Source organism: Streptomyces sp. NPDC024687, from assembly GCF_055559055.1.
On sequence record NZ_JBVHLJ010000017.1, the window covers coordinates 16,781 to 29,027 of the forward strand.

Genomic DNA, 12,247 nt, shown 5'->3' on the forward strand with positions numbered 1-12,247 from the left:
AGGCCCTCCCACCAGCCCCATGCGTAACGCCCGAAGCAGCCGGATCAACTGGGGCGACAGCCAGTATTCATACGCCACGGTCCGGATGGAACTGGGTTTTACGGAACCCCGCTGCCCGGGCCCCGAGAGGCCCGGGCAGCGGGGTTCCGGTGGTGCCGGTGACGCCGCGTCAGGGAGTGAGCTGCCAGCGAGCGATGTATCCGACGTCGATGGACGCCCGGTCCTGTACGCGCAACTTCCAGGTGCCGTTGAGCGGTTGTGCGGAGGCGTCGACCGTGAAGGTCTGGTCGACGTTGTCGGCGGAGCCTCCGCTGCGGTTGAGCAGGGAGTAGACGGTGCCGTCCGGGCCGACGAGGTCGACGGTCAGGTCACCGCGGTAGGTGTGGACGATGTTGACGTAGACCTTGGTGGTGGCGGAGGCGTTGCCGTCGCGGCCCGTGATGGTCACCGGGGACTCCACGGCTGCCGCGTTGTCGGGGATGTCGACTCGGGAGGCGTTGGCGTAGACGTAGGCGATCTGCCAACTGAAGCCGACCGAGGCGGTCGCTCCCGTGCTGTCGGTCACCTTGATCGTGACGTCGCCGGTGCCGAGTGTGGTCGGGGTACCGCTGATCAGACCGCTCGGGCTGATGGCCAGCCCGTCCGGCAGGCCGGTGGCCTCGTAGGTCAGCGAGGCGCCGGTGTTGGTGGTGTAGGCGTCCAGCTGCAGGCTGACGACCTGGTTGACGCCGCTGATCTGGTCCGCCACCGGCGCGAGGTTCACGCCGAGGGCGATGCGGTTGCCGACGTTGATCGCGGCCCAGGCGTCGGCGACGGCGAGGTAGGTCGGGCTGTAGGTCCCGAACAGGTCGGCGGCGGCCGACAGGGTGGCGGTTCGGGCGCCGGCATAGTTCGTCGTCGAGGTCATGTACGTCGTCAGCGCCCGGTACCAGATCGCGGCCGCGTTCTCGATGCCGATACCGGTGGCGGCCTGACCGTCGTAGGTCGGGCTGTCGTACGAGACGCCGTTGACGGTCTTGGCGCCGCTGCCCTCGGAGAGCAGGTAGAAGAAGTGGTTCGCCGGCCCGGAGGAGTAGTGGACGTCCACGCCGCCCAGGGTGGAGCTCCAACTGTCGCGGGAGGAGCCGTCCTTGGAGGGCTTGTCCATGTACCGCAGGGGCGTGCCGTCGCCGTTGATGTCGATCTTCTCGCCGACGAGGTAGTCACCGGGGTCGGCCGCGAGGTTCGCGTGGAACTCGACGGCCGCCGCGAAGATGTCGGAGGTCGCCTCGTTCAGGCCGCCGGACTCCCCCGAGTAGACCAGACCCGCGGTGGCGGCGGTGACGCCGTGGCTCATCTCGTGGGCGGCCACGTCGAGTGCCGTCAACGGGTGGGTGTTGCCCGAGCCGTCGCCGTACGTCATGCAGAAGCAGGAGTCCTGCCAGAAGGCGTTGACGTAGTTGCTCCCGTAGTGGGCGCGGCTGTAGGCGGCGACCCCGTCGTTGCGGATGCCGTTGCGGCCGTAGGCCTCCTTGTAGAAGTCCCAGGTGGCCGCGGCGCCGAAGGCCACGTCGACGCCTGCGGTCTGGCGGTCGGTCGGCAGACCGTTGCCCCAGACATCGTTGTCGTCCGTGAACAGGGTGCCGGTGCCCGAGGTGCCCTGGCCCAGGTCGTACGTCCGGTGCCCGGCGCGGTCGGGGTCCGCGAGTTGGTACGTCGACCCGGACAGGGTGGTGCCGAGCGGGACCGTGCCCACGTACTGGCCGGTGCCGGAGCCGGTGTGCACCTTCTCGGCAGCCAGGAGCTCCTTGCCGGTGGCGGCGTCGGTGACGACCTGGAGCTCACTGGGCGTGCCGTCCTTCTGGACGCCTTCGACGACGGTCTCCCAGGCCAGCACGGGCTTGCCGGTTCCGGCCCAGACGACGGCACGGGAGGCGTCGGCCACCGTGGCGCCCCTGACCTGATCGTGCTTCGAGGCGGCGAGGGCCTTGGCGGCGGCGCCTGCGGCCGTGATCTTCGGGCTGAGCGAGGGCAGCGACAGCTGCGCCGCGTTGGCCCTGGTGACGGCCGTACGGCCGCTGTTGTCGTGCACGACCAAGTCGCCGCCCAGGACGGGCAGTCCGGCGTAGGTGCGCTCGTAGCGGGTGTGCGTGGTGCCGTCGGCGTCCCTGAGGACGTCCTTGACGACGAGCCTCTCCTTGGCGCCGAGGCCGATGCGCTGCGCGGTTCCGGCCGCCTCGGACCGGGCGCTCCTGATCAGGGCGGTTCGGCGGGCGGGGGACAGCGGGGGCTGGGCGGCGCCGGCCCGAGGCGTGGCGGTGATCTTCGCGTTTGCCGGATGCGCCGGAACCGCGGTGGCGGAGTCCGGGACGGCGAGGGCGAGCAGGGTGCCGACGGCCGCCAGAGCGAGGCCGGTGAGGCGTCTGGGGCGCACGAGGGCGTTCTGTCGCAGGGGCAAGGAGGTTCTCCTTCGGTACGACGGCCGACCCGTGGTGGGGGCCGTGGACGAGACGGATCGGCGGGGTACGCCGGTCCGGGGCGCTGCACGGCATGCGGGTGGAAGGAGGTGGGGGTGATGAACCTGTGAGGGGGCTGTGAATTCCCGGAGAAGACTGACATCGCGGACGCGTTCTTGTCATGTAAGCCTCAACCCAACGGCTTGAATTGATCAGGAACGTCAGGCAAATCGGTACACACGGCGGCCGGTTTTCGGCCTCGGCGAACGCCGTGTGCAGCCCCGTGCGTTCCCGGGATACCGGTCAGTCGCAGCACGGTGCTCCAGCTGCTCGACGCGCTCCCGGTTCACCGTGGTCCACCGGGCACCGGCTCGAAGTTCCCGCACCAGCGGAAGCGGGATGTTGGCGCGGGCCGTGGTGGGTACTGGAGAGAAGCGAATATCGGGGTATCTCGGGTATCGGTGAGTATTCGCTGCGCGATTGCCGTGCGGAGATGAGGGCAGTGGTGGCGGATCACGAGGAAGCGATGCAGGGCATGCTGGCCGATCTGCTGATCGGCAGCCACCTGATGTCGTTCGAGCGCATGCCCTCGCTGGTGGCCGAGAATGCCGCGCGCGCCGGATTCAGTGACGTGCGGATCTACCTCGGTGATCTCCAGCGCAACGTCCTTCGCCTCCTCACCGGCAAGGGCCTGGACGCCGCCCAGGACGCGCCCGAGGGGATCGCGGAACTGACCGTGGAGGGCACCGTCGCCGGCCGCGCCTATCAGTACGGCCGCACGATGGCCACCGGTGATGTCCACCCCGGCGCCCACGGCTGGTGGGTGCCGCTGCTGGACGGCGCGGAGCGGCTCGGCGTGCTGCATGTGACCTCCCGGAGGGACGACGCGCAGACGCGGCGGGACATGTACGCGCTGGCGTCCCTGGTGGCCCTGCTGGTCATCAGCACACGAGACGTCAGCGATTCCTACGCCCGCTTCAGCCGCGTGCGGCCGATGAACGTCGCCGCCGAGATGCAGTGGACCCTGATGCCGCCGCGTACCTACGCCGACGGCCGGGTCGTCATCGGCGCGGCGATGGAACCCGCGTACGAGGTCAGCGGCGACGCCTACGACTACGCCGTCGCCGACAACGTCGTACACCTGTCGATGTTCGACGCGATGGGCCACGACACCGCAGCCGGCATCACCGCCAACCTCGCCCTGGGCGCCTGCCGCAACAACCGCAGGCAGAACACCCCACTGTCCGCCCTCGGCGACGCCGTCGAACAGGTCCTGCTGGAACAGTTCGGGACCAGCCGCTACGTCACCGGCATCCTCGCCGACCTCGACACCTCCACCGGCATGCTGACCTGGGTCAACCGCGGCCACCATCCGCCCATCGTGATCCGCGGCGGCCGATGGACGTCCCTCCTGCGCTGCCCGCCCGCCCACCCGATGGGCACCGACCTGCACCTGCCCACCACCGTCTGCCATGAGCAGCTCCAGCCCGGCGACCGGCTCGTCCTGTACACCGACGGCATCACAGAAGCCCGTACCGCCGAAGGACGGGAGTTCGGCGTGCACCGGTTCATCGACTTCCTCGTCCGCCACCACGCCGACCAGCTCTCCGTCCCCGAGACCCTGCGCCGCCTCATCCGCGCCCTCCTCAAGCACCACGACGACCGGCTCCACGACGACGCCAGCCTCCTGGTGTGCGAATGGCTCGGCCCCGACACCCATCTCTCCCGCGCCGCACCACTCGCCGGAATCCCGCTGCCCGACGACCACAGCTGACGGCTACAGGTGGGGGCCGGGGGGCGAGGGGTCGGGTGGGTCCCGCGGCGGTCTGCCGAGGCTTGCGACCAGATCGGTGCACACATCGAAGAGGGTGAGTCTGCGGTCGCGGGCGGTGGCGCACAGCATCTCCCGTGCCTGCGCACTGGTTCGCTGCCGCTGGGCCATGACGATGCCGACCGCCTGGTTGATCACACGGTGTCGGCGCAGTGCCTGCTGGAGATGGGCTGCAGTGGAGGCGTCGGCCCAGCCGCCGTCGGGGAAGGCCATGACGATCCGTTCCGCGGGCCGGTCGGCCCGCTGCCGGGACAGTGGAAGCGGTCACCGAGGTCCACGGGTTCCTACCTCGCAGGGCCACATCCCGGCGTACGGTCGACACCCAGCCCCCCAGAGGGAGGCTTGGGGAAATGAGCCGTACACCCCCACAGTCCTCCTACGACGGCACTCCGCACAACCACGGCGTTTCCGTGCCCGTGCCGGTACGCGGACGACCCGGTACCCGGGCGCGATACGCCCGGGTACCGGGTCACTCAGGTCGTTCCCTCCGATCGATGGGGCGCCGCGGGACGTCAGCTCCGGCCGGCGCCGTACGACATCGAAGCACCGCGCTCCTCGCCGCGCCCCATGCTTCGGCCGGCGAGGGCGCTGGCCGCCAGCCCCAGCAGCAGTCCGATGGCGCCCACGATGATGTTGCTGACCTCCGACCTGGTGGTGCTGACGTCGCCGGCCACGACCCACGGGGCGACGATGGTCCACACGCCCAGCGCGCAGGCGGCCCACGCCATGCTGTGCGTGCGCTCGTATGCGCGGCCGAAGCCGCCGCTCAGCAGCAGGGCGTACGCGATGCCGACGATCAGGTTGTTGACGGCGAGCGTCGACAGGCCGTTGAAGCCGGCGATCCAGGGCGAGGCCGCCAGATACACGCCCGTGAGGAAGGCCAGCGTCTCGACGGCCTGCGCCAGTGGGGTGGTCGTGGCGTGCTCCGCCATCTCGTGGCGCCGACGCATGTCGAGCAGGTCCGGATGGGTTTCCATCGACGAATGAGGAGAGGTGGTCATCTCCGCACCTCCGATTGGGGACGGATGGGGTCTTACTGGGCCGCCGAGTACCCCGGGCGGCGAGATGAACCGCCGATTCCACATCACGTCTGGGTGTCGGCTCCGCCGCCAAAAAAAGGGGGCGGCTCGGCGGCTCGGCCCCTGGGACGCCCCGGATCTTCCGCGCGCCGGGTCGGGTGGCTTGATGCGAGGAAAGGGGTACACGGCTCGCAGCCCTCGAGCCGGATGGACGTGTCCCATGACGGCCACACCACGCCGACATCATCACCCGACAGAAAGGCCGGTCATGACCGAGCAGTCTGCGTCCGACGAAGCGCAGGACGAGCCGTATCAGGAGAGCACTCCGGACGACACGGCGGACCCGTCCGGAGGTGACGAGCCGTCACGGTCGACAGGTCCCTCGCCGGAGGACAACGGGCAGGCGCCGGATGAGGACGAGGAGCAGCGGCGCAGTAAGGAATGGGAAGCCGGCTGGTCAGGTCCCTGAGAACTCGACCGGGCTTGGCCCAGGACGGCCGCTCACAGGCACCGCCGTCGAACGTGGCGCCGCTGACCGACTCAGGCTCCGAGCTGGGCCACCATCGTGTTCAACGTACCGGCCAGCACGTCCAGTTCCCGGTCCGTCGGCGAGTCCGTCCCGATCCGGTGGGCCAGTTCCTCGGCGGACATGACGTCCAGTGCGCCCGCGTACCGGTCGGTGTCCCGTTCCGCGGCGGCGATCACCTGGGCGTGGCCCTCGATGAGCACCAACGTGGCGGAGTCCTCGCGCGCCGCGAGCAGTTCTCGTACGTGGTCGCGGATGACCGGACCGGACGGCCCGGGCCTCTCGGTGTTGCCGACTCCGGCCAGGGGTTCGTCGTCCGCCGTTCCACCCGGTGGCCCGTAGCCCTCGGCGGCGCTCGCCGTCCCCGGCACGACGACGCGGCCGTGCGCCCGGCTCTCGGCACCGGAGTGCGCACCGGGCTCATCCTCGCTGCGCGCCCGCGCGTACCGGTCAGGACCGTCGGGCAGCGCTCGCTCCCCTTCCGCCTGGGAGGGAGTCGTCCGGGGGCGGGCCCGAGTCGGGGCGGGCTTCCGCGGACTCGTTGTCGTCGTCCCGTTCGCCTTCGGCCTGGGACGGTGTGTACTCGCTCATCGAGGCCCTCTACAGGATCATCCGGTGTTTCGGCGGGCCGATCCGCCGGGCACGAGTGCTCGGACCGGTGCCCGACCGCACACGTGCGGTGACGTGCGGATCCTCCCGTGGGCGTGCCGGGTGCCCGCCGCTCCCGCCACGAAACGGGGCTGCCTGCGGCGCCTACCGCGCCAGCACTCCCGCCGCGGCAGCGAGACCCGTCGCGCAGGCCAGGACGGTGGAGACGAAGGCGACATGGCGCCTGAGCAGTGCGCGGCGCAGTTCGCCGTAGCGGGTCTCGTACTCCTGCCGCAGTTGATCGGCGCGCCGGGCCGTGTCCTGGAGCATGTGACGGGTGAGCTCGATGCGCTGGTTCAGGTAGTGGTGGGTGAGCGCCTCCGCCTGGGCGGTGGTCAGCCAGGGCATACGGGCGCACAGTTGCTCGGCTTCACGGCGAGCCTTGTCATGGTGGCTGCGCAGCAGGAGGTAGCCCTCGGCCTCGGTGGCGAGGGGGGTGGTGACCTGGCCGGGTCGCGAAGCACGTGCCCGGTTGCCGATCATGGCCGTTGGCCTTCGTGTCCTGGGGCGTCGATGGCGTCGCGTCTGCCGGAGTGCTGTTTCTGGTCGTGTCGGGCGATCTCGGGGTGGTGCAGGTCGAAGGCGGGGGATTCGGAGCGGATGCGGGGCAGGGCGGTGAAGTTGTGGCGTGGGGGTGGGCAGGAGGTGGCCCATTCCAGTGAGCGGCCGTATCCCCAGGGGTCGTCGACCTCGATGCGCTCGCCGTACTTGGCGGTCTTCCAGACGTTGTAGAGGAAGGGCAGGGTGGACAGGCCCAGCAGGAAGGCGCCCAGGGAGGAGACGGTGTTCAGGGCGGTGAAGCCGTCGGCGGCCAGGTAGTCGGCGTAGCGGCGGGGCATGCCTTCGGCGCCGAGCCAGTGCTGGACCAGGAAGGTGGTGTGGAAGCCCACGAACAGCGTCCAGAAGTGGATCTTCTCCAGGCGGTGGTCGAGCATGGTGCCGGTCATCTTGGGCCACCAGAAACTGAAGCCCCCGAACATCGCGAACACGATGGTCCCGAACAGCACGTAGTGGAAGTGCGCGACCACGAAGTAGCTGTCGGTGACGTGCCAGTCCAGTGGCGGGGAGCCGAGGATGACGCCGGTCAGGCCGCCGAACAGGAAGGTGACCAAAAAGCCCGCCGCCCACAGCATGGGGGGTTCGAAGGACAGCGAGCCCTTGAACATGGTGCCGATCCAGTTGAAGAACTTCACCCCGGTCGGGACGGCGATCAGGTAGGTCATGAAGGAGAAGAACGGCAGCAGGACCGCGCCGGTGGCGAACATGTGGTGTGCCCACACGACGACGGACAGGCCGGCGATGGCGATGGTCGCACCCACCAGGCCCATGTAGCCGAAGATCGGTTTGCGGGAGAACACCGGGATGATCTCGGTGATCACCCCGAAGAACGGCAGCGCGAGGATGTACACCTCGGGATGGCCGAAGAACCAGAACAGGTGCTGCCACAACAGCGCCCCACCGTACTGCGCGTCGAAGACATGCGCCCCGAACTTGCGGTCGGCCTCCAGCGCCAGCAGCGCCGCCGCCAGCACAGGGAACGCGAACAGGACCAGTACCGAGGTCAGCAGCACGTTCCAGGTGAAGATCGGCATGCGGAACATGGTCATGCCGGGGCCGCGCATGCAGATGATGGTGGTGATGAAGTTGACCGCGCCCAGGATGGTGCCGAATCCGGCGAGCGCGAGTCCCATGATCCACAGGTCGGCGCCGATGTAGCCGCTGCGGATGGGGCCGCTGAGGGGGGTGTAGGCGGTCCAGCCGTAGTCGGCGGCGCCCTGCGGGGTCAGGAAACTGCCCAGGACGATCAGTCCGCCGAACAGGAACAGCCAGTAGGAGAACATGTTCAGCCGGGGGAAGGCGACGTCCGGGGAGCCGATCTGCAGCGGCATGATCGCGTTGGCGAACCCGGCGAAGGTCGGGGTCGCGAACAGCAGCAGCATGATCGTGCCGTGCATCGTGAACGCCTGGTTGTACTGCTCACTGGACAGGAACTGCAGCCCGGGACGGGCCAGTTCCGCCCGGATCGCCATCGCCAGCGCCCCGCCGACCAGGAAGAAGCAGAACGAAGTGATCAGATACAGATGCCCGATCTTCTTGTGATCGGTCGTACTCAGCCAGGACACGATCACCTGGCCGCGACTCCGACGGTCCTCGGCCGCCGGAGCGGGAGAGATCGGTTCAGTGGTATGAGTCGCCATCACAACCCCTCGATGAAGGCCAAGGTGGGCCGGCGCCGCCGACGGTCACCGTGGCGGCCGGACAACCAGTCATGGGCAACGTAATCCCAGGGAGCCGAAGCGATTCCTGCCTGGAGCCGGCCTTGCGCCACATGGCCGGTCCGGCCATTCCTTTGGACTACAGCGGGCATCACCGGCGGCTGCCCCGCCGCTTCTCCGGCCCGAGCGTGGGGCCGAGCCCGTCCCGTGCGCATCGAGGACGTTGCCCTGGGGGCGCACCGCACGAGGACGGTGTTCCCCCAGGTGTGGACTGCATCTACCGCCGTGGGTCAGCCGTTGCCCATGGCCTTGCGGACAGCGTCCTTGGTGCGATCCATGAGGGCGGCCACCGGGCCGAGAGCAACGTTGGCCGCGCCGGACTCGATGCCGGGGTGGGGCCGGGTGGGGGCCATCGCCTCGGCCGCTTTGACGGCCTTGGCCATGGCGGCGAGGTTCGTCAGGTCGGTACTGCGGCGGATGTGGGAGAACTCGTAGCGTTCCTCCGCCCGCGCGTGCTCCTGCACGTCCGTGCGCAGCTGCCTCAGCAGGGGCAGGAACCGGGGATCGTCGGTGTCCATCTCGTCCAGGGACGACAGCGTCTCCTTGGCGGCCTTCTCCTCGGCGAGGCGGTCCTCGACGACCTGCCGGCCACCGTCCACCGCCCTCCGCACGAAGGGGTGCACGACCTCCTCCTCGGCGGTCTCGTGCACCGCGAGCAGGCGTACGAGACGACGGAACGCCTCGCGCCGCTCCTCGCCCTGGCTCTGCTCGACCTCGTCGAAGAGGTTGCGGATGTCACCGTGCTGGCGCATCAGCAGGGCCACCACGTCCGTGTCCTCGGCCCTGTCGTCGCCGGCCTGCGGAGTGCGCAGTTCGGTCATCTCGGCTCCCCTCACTTCTCGCGCATGGCGGGGTCGGGATGCTCGCCCTCGGACTGGACGCGGTACTCACGACCGAACATCTCGTCGTGCTCCGCGATGACCTGCTCGCTCGGCGGCTGTTCACCGCCGTGGATCTGCTCCTGCATCTTCTCGAACCGCTCGTGCGCCTCGCGCACATAGCCGGCGCCGAGCGTGGTCAGGTCCATCTGCGTGTCCAGCAGCTCCCGCAGGTACTGCTTGTTCGGCTCGAACGTGAGCACGTTGGGCAGCTCCGGAGCCAGGACTTCCTGCGGTTCACGCCCGTCGTGACGGCGCATCAGATCGCAGGCGGTGTGCAGGTGTTCGAGCTCCATGTTCAGGTGCAGCTCCCAGATCGCCTTGACCCTGGGGTCGCTTTCCTGCTCCATGAAGGAGTAGTACAGGTAGCACTCGTTGTACTCGTGGTTGACCAGTTGCTCCCACCACGTCTCGCCCGGGTCCACCAGGGACTCGTAGTGCGTGACGTGTTCCTCCTCGATCAGCCCGATCTCCTGGTAGAGCCGGCGGGCGATCGGCTCCATGTAGGTGGGGCCGGTGTTCATGTAGAAGTTCATGGTCTGCTGCTCCGCCGACATGATCGTCAGCGCGTGCAGCTTGGACAGCGGGTTCGTGACCGTCGTGTCGTACGGGTCGCGGACGTTGTCGTACGGGTCACGGTGGTGGAACTTCGTCGGCCGGCCGGGCATGACCTCCGTGAGGCTGTCGACGATCGACTCCGCCTTGCGGTGCTCGATCATCTCGTAGAGGTTGGCGTACCGGTACAGGTGGTCGAAGTCCTCCAGCACCCCGAACTGGTACGCCTGCTTCAGGTACGGGTCCGGCTCCATCCGCGCGACCCACGCCGTCAGGTCCACCGCGACCTGCTCGTAGGCGATCGTCGTTTCCAGTACCGACGACACACCCGGCAGCAGCCAGTTGACGACCTTCTGCTGCTGGGCCTCGATGTACCGGGTGCGGGCGAGCTGCCGCTTCACCTCCGGGTCGACGGTGTTGCGGGCCAGCTGGTGGCTGAAGAGGATCGCCTCCACCTCGATGCCGTTCATCGTGATGATCCGGCAGCGGGTGTAGGGGTCACATCGGTCGGGGTCGATCGGCTCCACGTTCAGCTCGCGCCAGTTGCGCAGCTGGCGGTCCAGCGGGATACCCCGCTGTTCCAGGGGGTTGAAGGTCATGACAAGCGCTCCTTGCGACGGGACGGGCGGGTGCAGTACCCCCGACGCCGTAGTGCGTTTCGGTACCAGGGAACCGCCGTCAGGTTTCAATCACCCGGACGTTCCGGCCACCGCAGACGTCCGGACGGCCGCATCCCTCCGCCGTTCGGATGGCCCGAGCGCCGCACGCCGAGCGGCTTGGCGGGCGCGGAGGTAAACGCCCACCGCGGGCAGGTACCGGGGAGCACTGTCACGGAGCGGGTCCGGCGTGGGCCTGACCTGCTACGCCCTGTTCGGAGGAGCCGACTTCGGTGCCGGAGCTGGCACCTGCAGGCCGACGGCGCCGAACCCGGCAGGGCCGGGCGCACCCTCCATGACGCCGCCGAGCCGGCCGAAGGGCCTAGCGGCTCGGCGCATGCCACCCGCCGGTGGTCCAGGCGGACAGTGGCTCCGAACGGCGCGGGCCTCCCCCAACGTGCACGGTGGTTCCCGGCATGCCGCGCCACCCCGCGGGCCGGACCCGGCACCACTCGTGTGGGTGATGACAGACCTACGGTCCGGCGAGACGCTCTGCGGAACGGCGAAATTTCCTCCCGACCACAGGCCACTTCAGGGCCCGGTCCGTCCAGCGCGTCCCGGGCTCGCGCCATGCGGCGGCACTGCCGTACCGCAGCGGCCGCGCCGCCGACACGCCGCCTGCTGGCTGAGCGGGAGCGCCAGCAGGCGGCCGTCGCCGCCAAGCTCCCACCGACGTACGAGGTGAAGGTCGGCGGACACCGCGCGCGGCGAGGCAACCGAAGGCGGCGTGTGCCCACGGCCTGGCGCTGCCCCGTCGGGGTTCTTGTCTTGCATGTTCTATGGCCTAACCTCTAAGTTACCGACAGGTAGCCCCCTTCCAAGGTGCTACGCCGTCGAAGGGACGTGGGTGGGTGAGTCCGCGCAAGAGTGACACCCGGGACCGGATGACTCGCCCGCAGCGGCGCCCCGCGAGGCTCGGTGTACTACCACTTCCCCGGTGGGCGGGCGCAGCTCATCGACGAGGCGGTGGCTCTGGCCGGGGACTTCATCGCCGGTCTGATCGATGCCGCCCTGCAGGCGGACGACCCGGTGCAGGCCGTCGACGCGTTCTTCGCGCTGTGGAGTGATCGGCTCGTGGAGAGCGGCTTTCGGGCCGGCTGTCCGATCGTGGCGGTGGCCGTCGAGACCAACGACGACGCACCCCGGCTCGCCCGCTCGGCCGCCGCTGTGTTCGCCCGCTGGCAGGAAGCCCTCGCGGGACTCTTGCTGCGGCACGGCCTGGGCGAGGAACGCAGCCGCAGACTCGGCGCCTTCATCATCGCCTCGGTCGAAGGGGCGGTCGTCATGTGCCGCGCCGAGCGAAGCACCGCCCCGATCGAGGCCGCCGCCGCCGAGATCCACGACCTGCTCCTCCACGCCCTGCGCAACCGCCCGGGCGCAGAACCCGGGCCCCAGGCCTGACCCGCAGCCCCCTGCCATCACC

Annotated in this window: 10 protein-coding genes; 2 read left to right on the top strand and 8 right to left on the bottom strand. The window is 69.4% G+C overall.

Going from position 1 to position 12,247, the window contains the following annotated elements; translation table 11 throughout:
• Window positions 1-169: 169 nt before the first annotated feature.
• Window positions 170-2,437, bottom strand: coding sequence for a M4 family metallopeptidase (locus ACZ39I_RS39990; RefSeq protein ID WP_467250407.1), 2,268 nt, complete (start codon window positions 2,435-2,437; stop codon window positions 170-172).
• Window positions 2,438-2,928: 491 nt separating this feature from the next.
• Here ACZ39I_RS39990 and ACZ39I_RS39995 point away from each other — a divergent pair, with 491 nt between their 5' ends.
• Window positions 2,929-4,209, top strand: a complete 1,281-nt coding sequence (locus ACZ39I_RS39995) for a PP2C family protein-serine/threonine phosphatase (RefSeq protein WP_467250409.1) — start codon at window positions 2,929-2,931, stop codon at window positions 4,207-4,209.
• A gap of 3 nt (window positions 4,210-4,212) precedes the next feature.
• Here the strand turns inward: ACZ39I_RS39995 and ACZ39I_RS40000 are convergent, their stop codons facing one another.
• From ACZ39I_RS40000 to ACZ39I_RS40030, 7 genes are all read right to left on the bottom strand, one after another.
• Complete coding sequence (locus tag ACZ39I_RS40000) at window positions 4,213-4,479, bottom strand: ANTAR domain-containing protein (protein ID WP_467250411.1); 267 nt, start codon at window positions 4,477-4,479, stop codon at window positions 4,213-4,215.
• Window positions 4,480-4,778: 299 nt separating this feature from the next.
• Window positions 4,779-5,267, bottom strand: coding sequence for an SPW repeat protein (locus ACZ39I_RS40005; RefSeq protein ID WP_467250413.1), 489 nt, complete (start codon window positions 5,265-5,267; stop codon window positions 4,779-4,781).
• Window positions 5,268-5,825: 558 nt separating this feature from the next.
• Complete coding sequence (locus ACZ39I_RS40010; RefSeq protein WP_467250415.1) at window positions 5,826-6,182, bottom strand: hypothetical protein; 357 nt, start codon at window positions 6,180-6,182, stop codon at window positions 5,826-5,828.
• A 382-nt stretch (window positions 6,183-6,564) separates the two neighbouring features.
• Window positions 6,565-6,942: a hypothetical protein gene (locus ACZ39I_RS40015; protein WP_467250416.1), complete on the bottom strand. Its 378-nt coding sequence runs from the start codon at window positions 6,940-6,942 to the stop codon at window positions 6,565-6,567.
• A complete protein-coding gene (ctaD, locus tag ACZ39I_RS40020) occupies window positions 6,939-8,657 on the bottom strand; it encodes an aa3-type cytochrome oxidase subunit I (RefSeq protein ID WP_467250418.1) in 1,719 nt (572 codons plus the stop codon). The genes ACZ39I_RS40015 and ctaD overlap by 4 nt, the downstream gene beginning before the upstream one ends.
• Before the next feature lie 308 nt (window positions 8,658-8,965).
• On the bottom strand, window positions 8,966-9,556 hold the full coding sequence (locus ACZ39I_RS40025) for a hemerythrin domain-containing protein (protein ID WP_352385240.1): 591 nt from the start codon (window positions 9,554-9,556) through the stop codon (window positions 8,966-8,968).
• 11 nt (window positions 9,557-9,567) lie between these two features.
• Entirely contained in the window at window positions 9,568-10,767 is a 1,200-nt protein-coding gene (locus ACZ39I_RS40030) for a hypothetical protein (protein WP_467250420.1), read from the bottom strand.
• A 975-nt stretch (window positions 10,768-11,742) separates the two neighbouring features.
• On the opposite strand from ACZ39I_RS40030, the gene ACZ39I_RS40035 reads away from it, so the two are divergent.
• Complete coding sequence (locus ACZ39I_RS40035; protein ID WP_467250421.1) at window positions 11,743-12,225, top strand: LmrA/YxaF family transcription factor; 483 nt, start codon at window positions 11,743-11,745, stop codon at window positions 12,223-12,225.
• Window positions 12,226-12,247 lie beyond the last annotated feature (22 nt).